Below are 19548 nucleotides of genomic sequence, written 5' to 3' on the forward strand. Positions count from 1 at the left end.
TGGAGACTGGAATGCCCGCCCCGTCGACACGCCGCGCGCTGCTCGCCTCGACGGCCGTCACCACTTTGGCGCTGAGCGCGGCGGCGCCGGCCACGGCGCAGGTCGCGAACTGGCTGGCGACGCCGGTCTCGTCGGATTTCAACACGGCAGCCAACTGGGACACCGGCACCGTTCCGACGCAAGGCGCGGTGTTTTCCGGCTCGACGATCACCAACGTGTCGATCTCGGCGAACACCACGATCGGCGGCATCGTGCTGGACCCGACCTCGCCGAACTACGTCTTCAACGTCAATGGCGCCCGCCTGACCTTCAGCGACTTCGGCTTCGTCAGCCAGAGCGGCGCGACCGCCAGCTTCTTCGTCAACGGGGCCGGCGCCGGGCTGACGTTCCTGGGGGCGAGCAACCCGGGCCTGGCGAGCTATACGCTCGGCAGCCAGACAGCGGTCGATTTCCGGGACTTCAGCTCCCCCGGCGCGGCCGCGTTCTATTCGGCGGCCGACTCGATCATGAATTTCCGCGACTCCAGCAGCGCCCAGTCCGCGTCAATCGGAGGCGGCGTCGTGCACTTCTACGACAACAGCACTGCTGGCCAGGCGACGATGGGCATCACCACGCAACTGACGTTCCACGGCACCACGACGGCCGACCATGCCACGATCGGCAATGGCGGCCTGATGGAGTTCCGCGACAGCGCGACGGCGGCGAGCGCCGCCATCATCAACACCCAACAGCTGTCCTTTCTCAACGACAGCACCGCCGCGAACGCCAACATCACCAATAGCAGCGGCGCCCAGTGGATACGCTTCCAGGACAATGCCACCGCCGCCAACGCGACCATCCTGAACCAGGACGAGCTGGAGTTCTATGGCCACAGCACCGCCGGCCACGCCAGCATCACCAACCAATTCATCCTGACCTTCAACGACACCAGCACGGCCGCCAGCGCGACCATCACCAACTCGGGGGACCAGACCTTCAACGGCAGCAGCACTGCCGCCACCGCCAGCATCACCAACAACCGCAACCTGTATTTCCGCGACACAGCCACGGCCGCCAACGCCACCATCGCCAATGCCGGCACCCTGCTGTTCGAGGGCAACACCACCGCGGGCAGCGCTGCGATCGTCAACAATGCCGGCGGCATCGTCGATTTCTCAGCATCGACGGGGCCGGCCGGCGACCGTCATCTCAGCGCCGGCTCGATCGTGGGCGCTGGCAACTACATTCTCGGCGCCAACCGGCTCTCCGTCGGCGACAACAACGCCTCGACCACGGTCAGCGGCGTGATTTCCGGCGCAAGCGGGTCGCTGACCAAGACCGGCACGGGCACACTGACCCTGTCCGGCGTCAACAGCTACACCGGCGGCACCACGGTGGATGGCGGCAGGCTCGCGGTCGACGGCGCGATCACCGCCTCGAGCGGCGTCACGGTCAATGCCGGTGCCACGCTCGGCGGCACCGGGCAATTGCCCAGCGTCCTCGTCAATGCGGGCGGCACGCTGGCCCCGGGCAACTCGATCGGCACCCTCACCGTCAACGGCAATCTGAATTTCGCGCCGGGCAGCTTCTACACCGTCGAGGTCTCGCCGAGCGCCGCCGACCGCACCATCGTCACCGGCACCGCCGATTTGAGCAACGCCACCGTCAATGTTGTCGCGCTGCCGGGCAGCTTCACGGCGCGCAGCTACACCATCCTCAGCGCCACCGGCGGCCTCGGCGGCACGGCGTTCGCGGGCTTTGGCCTCGGCACCGGCAGCTTCAGCCCGGCGCGCAACCCGCATCTCAGCTATGTCGGGAACGACGTCTTTCTCGTGCTCGATGCCGCATCGCTGACGCTCGCGCCGGGCGCGACGCCCACCGAGAGGGGCATCGCCAATGCCATCAACCGCGCAGTCGACAATGGCGCGACGCCCCCTGCGGGGTTCGACACGCTGCTCAACATCTCCGATGCTGCCGCCGCGGCGCGCGCGCTGGACCAGCTCTCGGGAGAGAGCAGCACGCAGGCCCAGAGCGGCGCCTTCGTGCTCGGCAGCTCCTATCTCAATCTGCTGACGGCGCCGCGCGACGACCGTCGCGGCAAGGCCGCTGCCGCGCTCGGCTATGCCGCGGCGTCGGATGGAGTATCGGAGCGCACGGCCTCCACCGCGATCCGCTCGGCCTTCGCGGCGCTCGGCCCGCACACAGCGCCGCGCTGGAGCGCCTGGGGCGCCGCGTTCGGCGGCAGCAACACGATATCCGGCGAGGCGGCGAGCGGTACACATGCCGCCACCATCAATGGCGGTGCCACCGCAGCCGGCGTCGACTATCGCTTCGCGCTGGGCTCGGTGGCCGGGTTCTCGATGGCCGGCGGCCGCGCCTTGTGGTCCGCCGGCAATGGCAGCGGCGCCGCCGACGTGCTGATGGCCGGCGTCTATGGCCGGCACACGGCCGGGCCGTCCTACATCGCGGCCGCCGCTGTTTACGCGAACCATTGGATGTCGACCACGCGCAACGTCACGGTGGCTGGCCTGGACCGGCTCGCGGCACAGTTCGACGCGCAGAGTTTTGGCGCGCGGATCGAGGCAGGGACGCGGCTGGTGGCGCCGTTTCTCGGCGTAAGCTGGACACCCTATGGCGCCGTGCAGACCCAGCATTTTCGCGCGCCCGGCTACACGGAGATAGCAGCCTCCGGCTCCAACCAGTTCGCGCTTCGCTTTGCCGGCCGGAGCGCAGACACTTTTCGCGCCGAGCTTGGCGTGCAGAGCGAGCGGCGCATCGCGCCCGACTGGGCCGGCGAGCTGAACCTGTTCAGCCGCACCGCCTATGCCTATGACGCCGTCAAGCAGCCAGCGGCCGCAGCGAGCTTCACAGCGCTTGGACCGAACAGCGCCTTCACCACCTTGGGCGCGCAGCCTTCGCAACATCTGCTGCTGTCGTCTGCAGGCGCCGAATGGCGCCTCGGCAGCGAGCTCGCGGTGATGGTGCAGGCCGAGACCGAATGGGGCGAGCGCTCGCGGAGCTACGGCGGGAGGGCTCGCCTACGGTATACTTGGTAGGAGCAACGTTTGATTGCCGCACGGCGCGTGCCTGCTGGCCTATCCTACGCGCTGCTCCGCTGATCCCAGGCGATCATTTGGAGATGATCGCGTCTCTCTCCGCCGTCATTCCGGGGCGTGCGCAGCACGAGCCCGGAATCCATTTCACGCCGAGACGTGCAGCCAGATGGATTCCGGGCTCGCCGCGCTGGCGCGCAGCGCCCCGGAATGACACCGAGAATGGAGCAACACTTGCCCCATCAGCTCACAGCGGCGGATCGATCGCCTCGTCGTATTCCTTCTTGAAGCGGGCGATCAGTTCGGCTGCCGGCAGGACCTCCTTGATGGCACCGATGCCCTGGCCGGAGCCCCAGATCTCCTTCCACGCCTTCGGCTTGTTGCGCTCACCGGAGGCATCGGTGCCGAAGCTCATCTTCGACGGATCGGACGTCGGCAGATTGTCGGGGTCGAGGCCGGCGTTGACGATCGACGGCTTCAGGTAGTTGCCGTGCACGCCGGTGAACAGGTTCGAGTAGACGATGTCGTCGGCGCCCGACTTGGTGATCATGTCCTTGTAGTTGTCGACCGCGTTCGCCTCCTTGGTGGCGATGAAGGCCGAGCCGACATAGGCGAAGTCGGCGCCGAGCACGCGCGCGGCGCGGATGGCGCGGCCGTTGGCGATCGCGCCCGACAGCGCGATCGGGCCGTCGAACCAGCTGCGCGTCTCCGACACGAAGGCGAACGGCGAGATCGTGCCGGCATGGCCGCCGGCGCCGGCCGCGACGAGAATGAGGCCGTCGGCGCCCTTCTCGATCGCCTTGTGGGCGAAGAACTGATTGATGACGTCGTGGAAGACAATGCCGCCCCAGCGGTGCGCCGCCTGGTTCAATTCCTCGCGCGCGCCGAGCGAGGTGATCATCATCGGCACCTTGTACTTCTCGCACAGCGCCAGATCCTGCTCGAGCCGGTTGTTCGAGCGATGCACGATCTGGTTGACCGCGAACGGAGCCGACGGACGTTCCGGATGCGCGCGGTCATACGCGGCGAGTTCTTCCGTGATGCGCGCCAGCCATTCGTCGAGCAGCGCGGCGGGGCGAGCATTGAGCGCCGGAAACGAGCCCACCACGCCGGCCTTGCATTGCGCGATCACCAGATCGGGCACGGAAATGATGAACAGAGGCGAGCCGATCACCGGGATCGACAGGCGGCCCTTGAACAAGGCGGGCATGGACATGGACAGGAATTCCTCTCAGTGAAATGCGGAGACACGCGTCATCGCGAGCATGCCCGACATCATGCCATGATGGCAATTCGATCGCAGAGGGACCGGAAAAGCCCGTGGAGGGTCTTGCGTTGAGGCGCTGACTCGGGCCGAGGCCGCGACGCGCCGACTGGGCCAATGGCCTATTGGCAGAGCGCCGAGGTCACGAAGGTGTCGGTGCGACAGTCGTCCGGCTTGCGCTGCCGTCCAGGGATCAAAACCTTGGCCGAGCAGGTCTCGGCGGAATCGGTATTGAGGCTCTTGCCGTCCTTGTAGCCCTTGCTCTGGCACAGCCGGTCGGCGCCGAGCTTGCAATCGGACTTGCCGTTGGCTGCGACCGGACAGACCGTGCGGCCGGACACCATGCTGGACGGCTTGGCAAGCCGCGAGAGCGTGTCGCCAGTTTCCTTGAGGACGCTGCTCGGCTCACCGCCCTTGGCAGCGCCGGGCCGGTCAACGGTACGCGGAGCCGGCTGCGGCTGAGCCGCAGGCGCGCTGGCGGTCTCGCCATCGGTGCTCTGCGGCTCTGCGCTCGCCTCGGGGCGCTTGAGAGGAATGATCGAGATCTTGTCGAACAGCTTGCCGAGCTCTTCCACCAGACCAGGATTGGAAGGCTGCGGCGCCGGCTCGACCGCGGCTGCCGGCGGCGGTTGCGACGGCGCCTCGCGCAGACCGGCAGTCGGCGGCGTTTGCGCCGACGCGGCCGCGAGCGAGAGCGTCGCGGCCATCAAGACCGAGGCAACAACGAGCGCTGGGCGCCGCCGCATCATCAGATCAGCTTCACCGCGACGACGAAGCCCGCGATCAGCACGGCCGCGCCGAGCGCCACCCACAGCCCGAGGTGCTTCTCGATGTGCACCCTGATCCATTCGCCATAGCGGTTGAGCAGGATCGCGGCGATGAAGAAGCGGCCGCCCCGCGCCACGATCGAGCAGATGACGAACAGGAAGAGGTTGTAGCCGGCGAAGCCCGAGGTGATCGTGACGAGCTTGTAGGGGATCGGCGTGAGCCCCTTGAGGAGGATGATGATGGCGCCCCATTCCGCATAGGAGGCGCGGAACGCATCGACCTTGTCGCCCAATCCGTAGAGATGGATCAGCCACTGGCCGAGCGAGTCGTAGAGCAACGCGCCGATCGCATAGCCGACCAGTCCGCCGGCCACCGACGCCACCGTGCACACCCCGGCGAACAGCCAGGCGCGCTGCGGCTTCGCCAGCGACATCGGGATCAGCATCACATCCGGCGGCACCGGGAAGAACGAGCTTTCAGCGAACGCGATCGCCGCCATGATCCAGAGGGCATGCGGCTTGTGGGCGGCGTCGATACACCAGTCGTAGATCCGTCTGAGCATGGGCCGGGATGAAGCAAACCGGGCAGCATTTGTCCATGGGCGATGTGCCCATCCCAGGCGATGCTAGTGCCGCTTGCGGATGGCCCGGCTGTCGGCCGCGACGATCGGTCGCCCCTGCACGCGCGCAGATGACACTTTTGCGACCTTCACCGGCGATTTCGGCAGCTTCTCGGCGATGCCCAGCAGCAGCTCGCGCCGCTCCATCTCGCGCCAGACGTCCTCGGGCTGGATTCCGAGCTCGGCCCACAGCACCGTGAGATTGTAGATCAGGTCGGCGCTCTCGCGCACCACGGCCTGGGCATCGCCGCCGACGGCGTCGATCGCGACCTCGATCGCCTCTTCGGCGAGCTTCTTGGCCATCTTGCCGCTGCCCTGCTGCATCAGCTTGGCCGTGCGCGAGCGCGCCGGCTCCAGATCCCTGGCCGCCAGCACCGCGCGATAGAGCCGCTCGATCGAATCAGTCATCGGCGCACAATAGTTAAAATCGATGGCGGCGGTGTTAACGTCTGCGGCAGGCAAGAAAAAATCCGCCGGCGCTTGAGGCCGGCGGATCGCTGCGGTGATGTGGGGTTACCAGGGCTGGTAGTAGCCGCCGCCATAATAGGGGCCGCCGCCGCCATAATAGTGCGGGCCATAGCCGCCGTAATAGGCCGGACGGCCATAGTAGTAGCTGTCCTCGTAATAGGAGCGACGGTTCTGCGCCGCCGCGATGGCAAGACCGGTGCCGACAATGCCGGCAAAGGCCGCGGCAGCCGCCGCACCGCCGTTGCCGCGATAGTGGCGCCGACGGGCGCTGACGTCGGTCAGGCCGCCCTCCTGGGCCGTCTTGGCGACGACGCCCTTCTCGGCCGGCGCCGAGCCCGCGAAGGCGAGCGTCGGCTGGACCGCCGTCAAAGTCACCGCGGCCACCGTCGCCAGGACGGTGGCGCGGCCGAAGCGTGAAGAACTTCCGCGCTGTGCGATCATGTGATCCTCCGTACGATCAAGAATTCTGCCCACCAACGCCTCAACTGGGGAGACAGTTCCCCCGGCGAAACCCGAAGTCGAAGCCGCAAATCGCCGCAGGGCTTGCTCATGGACCGTTCAGATTCGTTCAGACATGATCAGGCACCGCCGGCCCCGAGCGGCACGTCACGACATCGACATGTCGGTCGCACGCAGGCCGGTGAACTGATTGGGATACCGGCGTGACAAAGCCGGAGTGGCTTGCGGATACCGGCGTAATTCTGATGCGTGTGCGACGACCCGTCCCCCTGCTCGCGCTGGCGCTCTTGGCGCTTCTGGCGGCCGCAATCATGTGCGCATGGCTGCCGCAACCGGCCGCCGCCGAGGAGCCGAAGCGTGCGGTCGCGGTGATGTTCACGCTGGACCGGCCGCTCGACGGCAGCATGGCGCCGCTGGTCCTCGCCACCAGCCGCGGCCTGTTCGCCGCGGAGGGCGTGACCGTCACCACGACCACCGCCAAGGGCTCTCCCGATGCGATCGCGCGCGTGGCGTCGGGCGAGAGCGACATGGCGCTCGCCGACATCAACGAGCTGATCCGCTATCACGACACGCAAGGCAGCCAGCCGGTGAAGGCGGTGTTCGTGCTGTTCAACAGCGCGCCCTATGCGATCATCGCGCGCAAGAGCCGCGGCATCAACGGGCTCGCCGATCTCGAGGGCAAGACGCTCGGCGTTGCCGAGGGCGATCTCTCGATCCGGCTGTGGCCCGCGGTGGCGCGGCACAACCATCTCAAGGCTGACGCCGTGAAGCTGTCGCGTGTGGGCGCCGCCGTGCGCGAGCCGATCCTGTCGGCGGGCCAGGTCGACGCCGTCAGCGGCTTCTCCTACCTCTCGGCGATCAATCTGCGCGACCGCGGTGTGCCCGCCGCCGATCTCGCCGTGTTGCGGTTCGCCGATTACGGCTGCGAGGCCTATGGCCATGCCGTGATCGTCAATCCGGCCTTCGCTGCCAAGCAGCCGGCGGCCGTGAAGGGATTCCTGCGGGCGCTGACATCGGGCCTCCAGCTCGCCATCAAGGACCCCGGCGCGGCCACGGCCGAAGTCGTGAGCCGGATGGACGACGGCTCGCGCGAGCTCGAGCTGGAGCGGCTGCAGACCGTGCTCGCCGACAACGTGCTGACAGCGGACGTCCGCCGCGACGGTATCGGCGGCATCGATCCGGCCCGCTTCGAGCGCGCCCTCGACCAGCTCGCGGAAGGCGGCAAATTCCACCACAAGCGCCCCACGGCAGCCGATATCTTCGACGACAGCTTCCTGCCGCCCGCCGACAGCCGCCTCGTCAACTGAGCGCTCGCCGCACCCGCCCTTCCCTTGCTAACATGCGTCATGCGCCGTCCGGCGCCGATCCCACCTCTGCCGACGAAGCGCATCGCCCATGTCCCTGCTCCGAATCTACATCCGCGTGCTCCAACTGCTCGGAAAGGAGGCGCGGCTCGGCTGGTTCGTGGCGGTCGCCAACCTCGCGCTCGCCGTGGCCCAGTTCGCCGAGCCGGTGCTGTTCGGACGCATTGTCGATTCGCTGTCCGGCAACGCGTCGGCGAACGCGGCCTGGCCGCTGCTCGCGGCCTGGGCGGCGTTCGGCCTGTTCACGATCGCCGCCAGCGCCTGGGTGGCGCTGCAGGCCGACCGGCTCGCCCACCGCCAGCGCCACGCCGTGCTGACCAGCTATTTCGAGCACATCCTGCAGCTGCCGCTGACGTTCCACTCCGGCACCCATTCCGGCCGGCTGATGAAGGTGATGATCAACGGCACCGACGGGCTTTGGCATTTGTGGCTATCGTTCTTCCGCGAGCATTTTGCCGCGATCATGTCGGTGATCGTGCTGCTGCCGCTGTCGCTCTATCTCAACTGGCGGCTCGCGATCCTGCTGTTCGTGCTCTGCGTCGTGTTCACGGTGCTGACGACGCTGGTGGTGCGCAAGACCTACGGCATGCAGAGCGAGGTCGAGGAGCACTACAGCAATCTCTCGGCGCGCGCTTCCGATGCGCTGGGCAACGTCGCGCTGGTGCAGAGCTTCGTGCGCATCGATGCCGAGGTGCAGGGCCTGCGCAACGTCACTGGACAATTGCTCTCGGTGCAGATGCCGGTGCTCGGCTGGTGGGCGCTGGTGACGGTCATCACCCGCGCCTCGACGACGATCACCGTGATCGCGATCTTCACGCTCGGCATCGCGCTGCATCAGGCCGGACTCACCTCGGTCGGCGAGATCGTGATGTTCGTGTCGTTCGCGACCATGCTGATCCAGAAGCTCGAGCAGGTCGTGTCGTTCATCAACAACGTCTTCATGGAGGCGCCGCGGCTCGCGGAGTTCTTCACCGTGCTCGATGCCGTGCCCGCAGTGCGCGACCGTCCCGATGCGATCGATGTCAGCAGGCTGTCGGGTCTCGTCGAGTTCAACGACGTCTCGTTCTCCTATGATGGCAAGCGGCCGGCCGTCGAGGATCTCACCTTCACCGCGCTGCCCGGCCAGACCATCGCGCTGGTCGGTCCGACCGGCGCCGGCAAGTCGACCGCGATCGCGCTGTTGCATCGCGCGTTCGATCCGCAGTCCGGCTTCATCAAGATCGACGGCATGGACGTGCGCGGCCTCAAGCTGGCCGCGCTGCGGCGGAACATCGGCGTCGTGTTCCAGGAAGCGCTGCTGTTCAACCGCTCGATCCGCGAGAACCTGCTGGTCGGCAAGCCCGACGCCACCGACGAGGAGTTGCGCACTGCCGCCGCCCGCGCCCAGGCGCTCGAGTTCATCGACCGCGGCGAGCAGGGTTTTGATACCAATGCCGGCGAGCGCGGCCGCATGCTGTCCGGCGGCGAGCGCCAGCGGCTGTCGATCGCGCGTGCGCTTCTGAAGGACCCGCCGATCCTGATTCTCGACGAAGCGACGTCAGCGCTCGATGCCGTCACCGAGGCCAAGGTCAATGCGGCGCTGGATGAGGTGATGAAGGGACGTACCACCTTCGTGATCGCGCACCGGCTGTCGACGATCCGCAACGCGACGAAGATCCTCGTCTTCGAGAACGGCCGGGTGATCGAAAGTGGAACGTTCGATGAACTCGTCGCCAAGGGCGGCCACTTCGCGGAACTCGCCAAGGCGCAGTTCATGGTGCAGGAGACCGCTCGCGCGTCGCTCCCGGCGCCCGAAAGTGACGAGACCAGCGTCAAGGCCTGATCGCGGGACGCTTTCATCGTGGAATTGAATGGCTCGCCCCTGTTCTGGAGCATCGAGCCGGTATAGGTTCGCGGCCTGCCGCAACCAAAGCGGCACCGGACACGCTTGAAACCCGAAAGCCCGTTTGCCCACCTTGCTTGCGCGAGGCGGGTTCTCAAAGGACCGGACCAGACCAGTGCAGACGCTTCGCCTGTTGTCCCGCTATTCCCCGCTCAAGATCCTGATTGTTGCCGCTGCGCTCGTGCTGGCGCCTCGCTTGGCCAATGCCGAGGCGCTGCTGCTGGTCGAGGCCGACACCGGCAAGGTGCTGGAGGCGCAGAACGCGACCTATCCATGGTACCCCGCCTCCGTCACCAAGCTGATGACGGCCTATGTGACTTTGAAGGCGGTCAAGGACGGCAAGACCTCGCTCGACGCGCTGCTGACGGTGTCGCCGACCGCGGCCTCGCAGTCGCCGTCCAAGATGGGCTATCGGCCGGGTACGCAGGTCACCGTCGACAACGCGCTGAAGATGATGCTGGTGAAGTCCGCCAACGACATGGCGGTCGTGCTGGCGGAAGGCATCGGCGGCTCGATCGACGGCTTCTCGATCATGATGAACGAGACCGCGCAGCGGCTCGGCATGACCCAGACGAGCTACGTCAATCCCAACGGCCTGCCCGCCGACGGCCAGATCACCTCGGCGCGCGACCTCGCGATCCTGGCGCGCGCGATCATTCGCGACCTGCCCGAATACGAATACTTCGTCCACATCCCCTCGATCCGCTACGGCCGCCGCGTGGTGCAGAATTTCAACCGGCTGATCGGGCGCTATCCCGGCGCTGACGGCTTCAAGACCGGCTTCATCTGTGCGTCGGGCTACAATCTCGTGGCGTCGGCGACGCGCAATGGCAAGCGCCTGATCGCGGTGGTGCTCGGCGCCTCCTCGGGACAGACGCGCGCGGTGCGCGCGATCCAGATGCTCGACCGCGGCTTCAACGGCAACCAGCTCAGCTGGCTCAAGGCGCCGCTCGGCAATGTCGAGCAGTTGGTGCCGGTCGATGCCACGCCACCGAACCTGCGCGACGACATGTGCAATGGCCGGCGACACCGCCCGGCCAGCGACGATGACGAGGAAGCCTCCGTCGGGTCGGAAGGCGAATCGACCGGCGGCACCCTCCTCGCCGGTCTGCAGGCACCGGCGATGAAGCCGTCCGAACTGCTGGCCTCGGCTCCCGCCCCGTCCGAGCCGGTCCTGGTCTATACCGGCCCGACGCGCACCGGAGCGGCCCTGATCGCGGCCGTTGCCGCGGATGCCGATGCCCAGGTGTCGACCCGGCACCGCGGCAAGAAGGCGCATGGGGCCGGCAAGAAGCCGGCGACCCGGACCGCAGCCAAGACCGACGGCGAAGCCAAGCCGGGCACCAAGCCCGGTTCGAAATCGTCCGACGTGAAGCCGGGCGCCACGCGCCACGTCGCTGCCAAGCACGACACCGCGGCAAAACCGGCAGAAAAGCCGCTGTCCGATACCGCAACTAAGCCCGCCAAGCCAAAGGCAGCCGCCAAGCCGAAGGCCGACGGTAAGCCGGCCCCGAAGGACGGCTGAGTGAGCCCCGCGCGCGGGCGCATGGTCGCCCGTTCGCCGTAGGCCCAAGCGCTCCTAACCATTCCTCCTTCGTCTACGCCCCGGCCGCTTGCCTTGCCCGGCCGGAGATTCGATATTGGCCGCAACTGGCGCCTGGCGAACCCGGGCCGCAGAACGAATCGCGACCATAAGAGACGATCAGAGAGGAAGGTTCATGGAGCGCATCTGGCTCAAGCACTATCCGGCCGGCGTTCCCGCCGACATCGACCCGAGCAAGTACTCATCGCTCGTCGATCTGCTGGAAGAGAGCTTCAAGAAATTCGCAGACCGCCGCGCCTTGATCTGCATGGACAAGGCGATCAGCTACCGTGAGCTCGACGAGATGTCGACGGCGATGGGCGCCTATCTGCAGGGACTGGGGCTGTCCAAGGGCGCGCGCGTCGCGCTGATGATGCCGAACGTGCTGCAATACCCGGTCGCGATCGCGGCCGTGCTGCGCGCCGGTTACGCGGTCGTCAACGTCAACCCGCTGTATACGCCGCGCGAGCTCGAGCACCAGTTGAAGGACTCCGGCGCCGAAGCGATCATCGTGCTGGAGAATTTCGCGCACACCGTGCAGCAGGTGATCGGGCACACCCAGGTCAAGCACGTCGTCGTCGCCAGCATGGGCGACCTGCTCGGCTTCAAGGGCGTGATCGTCAACCTCGTCGTCCGTCGCCTGAAGAAGATGGTGCCGGCGTTCTCGCTGCCCGGCTCCGTCTCGTTCAACGATGCGCTCGCCGCCGGCCGCGGCAAGCGCATGCAGAAGCCGGCCATCGGTCCCGACGACGTCGCCTTCCTGCAATATACCGGCGGCACCACCGGCGTCTCCAAGGGCGCCACGCTGCTCCACCGCAACGTCATCGCCAATGTGCTGCAGAACGATGCCTGGCTGCAGCCGGTGATGGACAAGCCGCCGCATGTCGATCAGCTGCTGATCGTCTGCGCCCTGCCGCTGTATCACATCTTCGCGCTGACCTGCTGCTTCCTGCTCGCGGTGCGTGCGGGCGGCACCAACCTGCTGATCCCCAATCCGCGCGACATCGCCGGCTTCATCAAGGAGCTGATGAAGTATCAGGTCAACAACTTCCCGGCCGTCAACACGCTCTACAACGGCCTGCTGCAGCACCCCGACTTCAAGAAGCTCGACTTCTCGAAGCTCAAGGTCTCGAACGGCGGCGGCATGGCCGTGCAGCGGCCGGTGGCCGAACAATGGAAACAGGCGACCGGCTGCAGCATCGCCGAAGGCTACGGGCTGTCCGAAACCGCTCCGGTCCTGACCTGCAACCTGCCGACCTCGACGGAGTTCACCGGCACCATCGGCCTGCCGCTGCCCTCGACGTGGCTGTCGATCCGCGATGATGACGGCAACGAGGTGCCGCTGGGACAAGCCGGCGAGATCTGCGCCAAGGGGCCGCAGGTGATGGCCGGCTACTGGAATCGTCCCGACGAGACCGCCAAGGTGATGACGTCGGACGGCTTCTTCCGCACCGGCGACATCGGCATCATGGCCGCGGACGGATCGATCAAGATCGTCGACCGCAAGAAGGACATGATCCTGGTCTCGGGCTTCAACGTCTATCCCAACGAGGTCGAGGAAGTGATCGCGGCGCATCCCGGCGTGCTCGAAACCGCGGTCATCGGGCTGCCCGACGCCAAGACCGGCGAGGTCGTCAAGGCGTTCGTGGTCAAGAAGGATCCGAACCTCACGCCCGAGGCCATCATCAAGCACTGCCACGAGCAGCTGACCAACTACAAGGTGCCGAAGCAGATCGAGTTCAGGACCGAGCTGCCCAAGACCAATGTCGGCAAGATCCTGCGCCGCGAGCTGCGTGACGACAAGAAGCCGCCGGCGGCGGCCTGAGCCGCTTGGCGGGCTGCATCCGGCATGCGATGACGGATACGTGATCACGGCGGGCCGTTGCCGTTTCCGGCCCGCCGAATAGTGTACCGCGCCAGGCGCAAGACATTATTGGCGCGACATCCAGGGGAAGGAGTTACTCGAATGACCATTCAGGTTGGCGACAAGCTGCCGCAGGCGCAATTCCGCGTCATGACCGCCGAAGGCCCGCAGGTCAAAACCACCGACGACATCTTCAAGGGCAAGAAGGTCGCGCTGTTCGCGGTGCCCGGCGCCTACACCGGCACCTGCCACAAGATGCATCTTCCCAGCATCTTCCTCAACGCCTATGCGATCAAGGACAAGGGCGTCGACACTATCGGCATCATCTCCGTCAACGACGCCTTCGTCATGAACGCCTGGAAGCGCGACACCGACCAGCGCGACGAGGCCGTGTTCCTGGCCGACGGCAATGCCGACTTCACCAAGGCGATCGGCATGGAACTCGACGCCTCCGGCGCCGGCCTCGGCATCCGCTCCAAGCGCTATTCGATGCTGGTCGAGGACGGCACGGTGACCAAGCTCAACCTCGAGGCCGCCCCCGGCAAGGTCGAGGTCTCCGGCGGCGATACGCTGCTCGGGCAGCTGTGAGCCAGCTTGGCTTGATCTGAATACGAAGGCCCGCGCTACCGCGCGGGCCTTTTGCTTTTTTGTTCCTTCTCATTTTACCGGATCGAGAAGAGCATCGGAAAGCGTTCTGTCGCTAGGACTGGGCCGGGAGATCGCATGACAACAATCCTGATCGCCTGCGCCGTAGCTGTCTTTTGCCTCTGGCGCGTGCGCCGGATCTTTGATGACACGGCGGAGCATGTGGCGAGCGGAATGACGCGCGATCCGCTCTATTGGCTCGGCAGCGTCATGGCGCTGATCGTGCTCGGATTGGCGATGTACATGGCCCGTGAGCACATGGGCTTCACGGCCGCAGGACGCTGGTTCTGGGGCGCGGAGTTCGTCTTGATCGTCGCGACCCTCCTGGTCCGCCGGACGCTCAAATGGCGATATGGCTAACTCCGCACGTTCTTCTGCATCCTCGCCATCGCAACCCCATCGCGCGCTAACTGGTCGGCGCGCTCGTTCTCGGGGTGGCCGGCGTGTCCCTTGACCCAGTGCCAGTTGACCTTGTGCGGCTTCAGCGCCGCGTCGAGGCGCTGCCATAGCTCGGCGTTCTTGACCGGCTTCTTGTCGGCGGTCTTCCAGCCGTTGCGCTTCCAGCCGTGGATCCAGCCGGTGATGCCCTGCCGGACATATTGGCTGTCGGTGTAGAGCTCGACCTGGCACGGCTTCTTCAGCGCCTCCAGTGCCGAGATCGCGGCCATCAGCTCCATGCGGTTGTTGGTGGTGTGCGGCTCGCCGCCGTTGAGCTCTTTTTCCTTGTCGCCGAAGCGCAGGATCGCGCCCCAGCCGCCGGGCCCAGGATTGCCCGAGCAGGCACCGTCGGTGAAGATGCTGACGATCGGGGGCTCGCTCACGTCGCAGCTCCGATGCCGTAGTCGCGCACGCTGGTCACCGCCTGATGGAAGCGCAGCTTGCGGACATATTCGAGCGGATCCTTCGGCTTCACCAGCGCGCCCGCGGGCACGTTGAGCCAGTCGACCAGCCGCGTCAGCAGGAAGCGGATCGCCGCGCCGCGCGCCAGCAGCGGCAACGCGTCGAGCTCCGCCTGCGACAGCGGCCGCACGCGGCCATAGGCGTTGAAGAAGGCGCGCGCCTTGGTGACGTTGAGCGAATGATCGGCCTCGAAGCACCAGGCGTTGAGGCAGATCGCGACGTCGTAGGCGAGAATGTCGTTGCAGGAGAACGGGAAGTCGATCAGGCCCGACAGCTGGTCGCCGAGGAAGAACACGTTGTCGGGAAACAGGTCGGCGTGAATGACGCCCTCGGGCAGGTCCGTCGGCCATGAGCGCTCGAGCAGGTCGAGCTCGGTCGACAGCAGCGCGGACAGGCCGGCCTGCACAGTATCGGCGCGGCCGCCCGCCTGGGCGAACAACGGACGCCAGCCGGACACCGAGAGCGGGTTCTTGCGCACCAGCGGAAAGTCGCGACCGGCGAGATGCATGCGGGCCAGCGCCTCGCCGACACCGGCGCAGTGCACGACGGCCGGCTTGCGCGGCCACATCCCTTCCAGGAAGTTGATGATCGCCGCGGGCCGGCCCGACAGGCTCGAATAGACAGCACCGTCGCGATTGCGCGCCGGCTGCGGGCAGACGACGCCGCGCTCGGCGAGATGCGCCATCAGCCCCAGGAAATACGGCAGGTCGTCCACCGCCACGCGCTTCTCATAGAGCGTGAGGATGAAATAGCCCTTGGTGGTGTGGAGCAGGAAGTTGGAATTCTCGACGCCCTCGGCGATGCCCTTGTAGGAGAGCAGCTCGCCGATGTCGTAGGTCTTGAGGAAGTCCGCAAGCTCGTCGGCGGCGACGTCGGTGTAGACCGCCATGCGCTATCCTGATTGTCGAAGTTCGCCTGGCGCCGCCTCCCCCGATGCGAACTTCGAGACCAGGGAGGCCCGTTGCGCCCTTCATCGCGCATGCCGGCGCTTCGTTCAAGGCCGATGCGCCACCGATCGCCCGAAAAGGACCGACGAAAAGGACGGGCGAAGCGGAAGGCGCTACTCGGCAGCCGCTTCCGGCCGCAACGAGCGCGGCAGCGGGAAGAACTCGTTCTCCTCGGCGGCCGAGACCGTTTCGACGTGGAGCGTGTAGCGCTCGGCAAAGGCGCCCATGATCTCCTCGACGATCACCTCGGGCGCCGAGGCGCCGGCGGTGATGCCCAGGCTCTTGATGCCCTCGAAGCGCGACCAGTCGATGTCGGAGGCGCGCTGCGCCAGCACCGCAATCGGGCAGCCCTCGCGCTCGGCGACCTCGCGCAGGCGCTGCGAGTTCGAGGAGTTCGGCGCGCCGACCACGATCAGCGCATCGACCACCGGCGCCACCTTCTTCACCGCCAGCTGGCGATTGGTGGTGGCGTAGCAGATGTCTTCCTTGTGCGGGCCCGAGATGTTCGGGAACCGGCCCTTGAGGATCGCGACGATATCCTTGGTGTCGTCGATCGACAGCGTGGTCTGGGTCACGAAAGCGAGGTTGTTCGGGTCCTTCGGGGTGAAGGTCGCCGCGTCCTCGGCGGTCTCGATCAGGGTCACGGCACCGGCCGGCAGCTGGCCGACCGTGCCGACCACCTCCGGATGGTGCGAATGGCCGATCAGCAGGATCTCGCGGCCGCGCTTGAAGTGGATCGCGGCCTCGCGGTGCACCTTGGTGACCAGCGGGCAGGTCGCGTCCAGGGAGAAGAAATTGCGCGCCTGGGCCTCGGCTGGAACCGATTTCGGCACGCCATGGGCCGAAAACACCACCGGTGCGTTGGTACTGTCGGGGATCTCGGCCAGTTCCTCGACGAAGATGGCGCCCTTGGTCTTCAGGCTGTCCACGACGTATTTATTGTGCACGATCTCGTGGCGGACATAGACCGGCGCGCCGTAGATGGTGAGCGCCCGCTCGACGGTATCGATGGCGCGCACCACGCCGGCGCAGAAGCCGCGGGGCGAGCAAAGCACGATTTTGAGGTCTGGTTTGGCTGCCATGGGCTGATCTTAAGGGCCTGATCTGTGCGGCTTGTTGCGGCGACCGGAAAACCCCGGGCCGGCAAGCGGGGCGGTCGATACGTCACGGCTTCGAGCTAGAATGCGTTTGGGTAGGACTTGGGACTGCTTTCGAGCGCTGTCAAGGCTGTTTTCGTCAGGCCATTGCGCCGCGCCCCTCGGACGGCTTATATAGGGCTAATTCCCGTCATCGTCGATGACCGCAGGTTTCGCCTCCGAAGAGTGGGCGGAGCACAAAGGAGATTTGCCATGAGCAATGCCCCGCTGATGCCGAAGGCAACGGCCGTGTGGCTGGTCGACAATACCGCGTTGACCTTCGACCAGGTCGCCGATTTTACCAAGATGCACCCGCTCGAGGTGCGCGCCATTGCCGACGGTGACGCGGCCCAGGGCATCAAGGGCATGGACCCGATCTCGACCGGCCAGCTCACCCGCGAGGAGATCGAGAAGGCCGAGCGCGACCCGAACTACCGCCTGCGCCTGCAGGAGAGCAAGGTCGTGCTGCCGCCGCAGCCGAAGCGCAAGGGCCCGCGCTACACCCCGGTGTCGCGCCGTCACGAGCGCCCGAGCGCCATCCTCTGGCTGGTGCGGAACCATCCCGAACTCAAGGACGCCTCGATCATGCGTCTCGTCGGCACCACCAAGACCACCATCGCCAGCGTCCGCGACCGCACCCATTGGAACGCGCAGACCCTGACGCCGATGGATCCGGTCACCCTCGGCCTTTGCTCGCAGATCGAGCTCGATTTCGAGGTGCAGCGCGCCGCCAAGGAGAAGCCGCTCGACGCCAATTACAGCGGCGCCACCCTGCTGCCGGCCTCCGAGACCACCCGCAAGGACGAGTACGAGCCGGCCGGCCGCGACGAGGACGACCTCAACGTCGACGCCGTGTTCGCCAAGCTCAAGACCATCGGCGGCAAGAAGCACGACGAGGACGAGGAGTAGGACGCTCCTTGCTGTCGTCCCGGCGAACGCCGGGACCCATAACCACCGGCTTGCGTAGTCGCCCGCGCCGGCTGTGACTCGGCGCTTCCTTCCTCATTCCCGCTGCGGCGTATGGGTCCCGGCTCAAGGCCGGGACGACAGCGGCGTGGAGGCGCGAGGCTCCCGCCTCACCAAACTCCCAACGAAAGAGCGTCTTCGAAAAAAATGGCGCCGGAACCGCCGGCGCCATGTCAAGTCTTGGGAGGAACGCAACAAAATCAGAACTTGTAGGTGACGCCGGCGCCGACCAGCCACGGGTCGATGTTGGCGCGGCCGGAGACCGCGGTGACGCCGTTGACGGTCGCCGAGTAGTTCGGCTGCAGCCACAGCTTCTTGACGTCGACGTTCAGGCCCCAATGCTTGTCGAGCATGTAGTCGAAGCCGAACTGGACCGCGGCGCCCCACTGGTTGGAGATGTGCAGGCTGGTGACGGCGAGGCCGTTCGACACCTGGTTGGCGGCGTTCTGATTGTAGAACACCGTGTAGTTCACGCCAGCGCCGACATAGGGCTTGAACGCGCCGAAATCGGTGAAGTGATATTGCAGCGTCAGCGTCGGCGGCAGCAGCCAGGACTTGCCGATGTTGAGGCCGTTGAGCGCGCCGGTGCCGCTGATCGAATGCCGGGTGACGCCGAGGATCAGTTCAGCCGCGATGTTCCTGGTGAAGAAGTAGCTGATGTCGAGCTCGGGAACGACAGAGTTGGAAATCGTCAGGCTCGAATTCGGTGACGACAGCGCCGGAACGCCGGTCACGTTCACGGTCGATCCGCCGGCATCCGGCAGCACGCCCAGCGCGCGGACGCGCAGCATCCAGGGATTCCAAGCCTCGACCACCGGAGCCTTGGCATAGACGGGCGCCGCCTGCAGATCGGCTGCCTGCGCGGAGCCCATGGCTCCGCAGACCGCCGCCAGCACCAGCAGCGACGACGAGAGTTTCAACAAAGTATTCATCGAGGTCCCCATAGCCACACGTGAGCTACACTTCCGCTTGAATTGCGCGGGCCACGCCGCGCTTGCGGCCACAGGTGTGGCAGGGACGCCGTCGCGTTGGATTTGATTTCAATCAACCGGCGTTGCTGCAGCGCCGATGTCGCAAAACCTGTTGCCGTGAAGTCACGCGCCATGAGACGCGCTTGCAGTCGCGCTCAGTGACGATCGGGATGATTGAGCATGAACTCGCCGAGATCGCGCTGGCGCCGATCGGCGCGCGCCTCGGCGCGCTGCCGCTGCACGTCGCGGTCCTTGCGGCAGGCGACATAGTCGGGCGACCCCGGCGCGACCTTGCCACCGGCCTGGCAGACGGCATCGTCGTCATCATTGCCGCGCGCGATCGCTGCGGCGTCATTGCGGGCGGCGCAAGACGCGAGCGAGAGCGCGGCCATCAGAACCAAGGCAAGGCGGGCGGAAGTCTGTCGCATCGAGCGTTCCATTCTCGTCATCGGCGGTCTGAAGCCGTTGCTTGACGACAATGAGCGCCCGGGTCAAGCCCGGCACCGCAATCGCTTCTCATGTGATGAAGAAGCTTCCACCCCTCACCCTGAGGAGCGCGCCAGGGGCGGGCGTCTCGAAGGGCGAGGCCCCAGCTCTGGCCTCATGGTTCGAGACGCGTCGCAAGGGCGACGCTCCTCACCATGAGGGGCGAGCGGCGGAGCGGCCGCTGCGAACCATGAA

General features: G+C 66.4%; 18 protein-coding genes. 8 read left to right on the forward strand and 10 right to left on the reverse strand.

What is annotated here, in order from left to right; translation table 11 throughout:
- The first annotated feature begins 11 nt into the window (after positions 1–11).
- Complete coding sequence (locus ACQR1I_RS32430; protein WP_434870497.1) at positions 12–3035, forward strand: autotransporter outer membrane beta-barrel domain-containing protein; 3024 nt, start codon at positions 12–14, stop codon at positions 3033–3035.
- Positions 3036–3279: 244 nt separating this feature from the next.
- Here the strand turns inward: ACQR1I_RS32430 and ACQR1I_RS32435 are convergent, their stop codons facing one another.
- The 5 genes from ACQR1I_RS32435 to ACQR1I_RS32455 form a co-directional block, all read right to left on the reverse strand.
- Complete coding sequence (locus ACQR1I_RS32435) at positions 3280–4248, reverse strand: NAD(P)H-dependent flavin oxidoreductase (protein WP_434870498.1); 969 nt, start codon at positions 4246–4248, stop codon at positions 3280–3282.
- Positions 4249–4418: 170 nt separating this feature from the next.
- Positions 4419–5045, reverse strand: coding sequence for a hypothetical protein (locus ACQR1I_RS32440; protein ID WP_434870499.1), 627 nt, complete (start codon positions 5043–5045; stop codon positions 4419–4421).
- Positions 5045–5626 (reverse strand): YqaA family protein, encoded by a 582-nt coding sequence (locus ACQR1I_RS32445; protein ID WP_434870500.1) that lies wholly within the window; start codon positions 5624–5626, stop codon positions 5045–5047. The genes ACQR1I_RS32440 and ACQR1I_RS32445 overlap by 1 nt, the downstream gene beginning before the upstream one ends.
- 63 nt (positions 5627–5689) lie before the next feature.
- Positions 5690–6091 carry a phosphoribosyl-ATP diphosphatase gene (gene hisE / locus ACQR1I_RS32450; RefSeq protein ID WP_434870501.1) on the reverse strand — a complete coding sequence of 134 codons (402 nt, stop codon included), beginning with the start codon at positions 6089–6091 and terminating at the stop codon, positions 5690–5692.
- A 105-nt stretch (positions 6092–6196) separates the two neighbouring features.
- A complete protein-coding gene (locus ACQR1I_RS32455) occupies positions 6197–6592 on the reverse strand; it encodes a hypothetical protein (protein ID WP_434870502.1) in 396 nt (131 codons plus the stop codon).
- A gap of 263 nt (positions 6593–6855) precedes the next feature.
- On the opposite strand from ACQR1I_RS32455, the gene ACQR1I_RS32460 reads away from it, so the two are divergent.
- The 6 genes from ACQR1I_RS32460 (at position 6856) to ACQR1I_RS32485 (ending at position 14307) form a co-directional block, all read left to right on the forward strand.
- Positions 6856–7917, forward strand: a complete 1062-nt coding sequence (locus ACQR1I_RS32460) for an ABC transporter substrate-binding protein (protein ID WP_434870576.1) — start codon at positions 6856–6858, stop codon at positions 7915–7917.
- Positions 7918–8005: 88 nt separating this feature from the next.
- The gene (locus ACQR1I_RS32465; protein WP_434870503.1) at positions 8006–9796 is read left to right on the forward strand and encodes a glucan ABC transporter ATP-binding protein/ permease; all 1791 of its coding nucleotides are present in this window, start codon (positions 8006–8008) and stop codon (positions 9794–9796) included.
- A 175-nt stretch (positions 9797–9971) separates the two neighbouring features.
- Positions 9972–11381 carry a D-alanyl-D-alanine carboxypeptidase family protein gene (locus tag ACQR1I_RS32470; RefSeq protein WP_434870504.1) on the forward strand — a complete coding sequence of 470 codons (1410 nt, stop codon included), beginning with the start codon at positions 9972–9974 and terminating at the stop codon, positions 11379–11381.
- Between the two features lie 193 nt (positions 11382–11574).
- The gene (locus tag ACQR1I_RS32475; RefSeq protein WP_434870505.1) at positions 11575–13263 is read left to right on the forward strand and encodes a long-chain fatty acid--CoA ligase; all 1689 of its coding nucleotides are present in this window, start codon (positions 11575–11577) and stop codon (positions 13261–13263) included.
- Between the two features lie 141 nt (positions 13264–13404).
- Positions 13405–13890 carry a peroxiredoxin gene (locus ACQR1I_RS32480; protein WP_434870506.1) on the forward strand — a complete coding sequence of 162 codons (486 nt, stop codon included), beginning with the start codon at positions 13405–13407 and terminating at the stop codon, positions 13888–13890.
- Between the two features lie 231 nt (positions 13891–14121).
- Positions 14122–14307 carry a hypothetical protein gene (locus ACQR1I_RS32485; RefSeq protein ID WP_434870507.1) on the forward strand — a complete coding sequence of 62 codons (186 nt, stop codon included), beginning with the start codon at positions 14122–14124 and terminating at the stop codon, positions 14305–14307.
- Here ACQR1I_RS32485 and rnhA read toward each other — a convergent pair.
- The 3 genes from rnhA to ispH form a co-directional block, all read right to left on the reverse strand.
- Positions 14304–14768, reverse strand: coding sequence for a ribonuclease HI (gene rnhA, locus ACQR1I_RS32490; protein ID WP_434870508.1), 465 nt, complete (start codon positions 14766–14768; stop codon positions 14304–14306). The genes ACQR1I_RS32485 and rnhA overlap by 4 nt on opposite strands.
- A complete protein-coding gene (locus ACQR1I_RS32495) occupies positions 14765–15736 on the reverse strand; it encodes a homoserine kinase (RefSeq protein ID WP_434870509.1) in 972 nt (323 codons plus the stop codon). The genes rnhA and ACQR1I_RS32495 overlap by 4 nt, the downstream gene beginning before the upstream one ends.
- Before the next feature lie 171 nt (positions 15737–15907).
- Entirely contained in the window at positions 15908–16876 is a 969-nt protein-coding gene (gene ispH, locus ACQR1I_RS32500) for a 4-hydroxy-3-methylbut-2-enyl diphosphate reductase (RefSeq protein WP_434870510.1), read from the reverse strand.
- A gap of 267 nt (positions 16877–17143) precedes the next feature.
- Here ispH and ACQR1I_RS32505 point away from each other — a divergent pair, with 267 nt between their 5' ends.
- A complete protein-coding gene (locus ACQR1I_RS32505) occupies positions 17144–17839 on the forward strand; it encodes a DUF1013 domain-containing protein (protein WP_434870511.1) in 696 nt (231 codons plus the stop codon).
- 257 nt (positions 17840–18096) lie between these two features.
- Here ACQR1I_RS32505 and ACQR1I_RS32510 read toward each other — a convergent pair whose 3' ends face one another.
- Both ACQR1I_RS32510 and ACQR1I_RS32515 read right to left on the reverse strand, forming a co-directional pair.
- Positions 18097–18828, reverse strand: coding sequence for an OmpW/AlkL family protein (locus ACQR1I_RS32510; RefSeq protein WP_434870512.1), 732 nt, complete (start codon positions 18826–18828; stop codon positions 18097–18099).
- A 194-nt stretch (positions 18829–19022) separates the two neighbouring features.
- Entirely contained in the window at positions 19023–19295 is a 273-nt protein-coding gene (locus ACQR1I_RS32515) for a hypothetical protein (RefSeq protein WP_434870513.1), read from the reverse strand.
- Between the last annotated feature and the right edge of the window lie 253 nt (positions 19296–19548).

Source organism: Bradyrhizobium sp. HKCCYLS2038 (assembly GCF_051167655.1).
Lineage (GTDB): Bacteria > Pseudomonadota > Alphaproteobacteria > Rhizobiales > Xanthobacteraceae > Bradyrhizobium.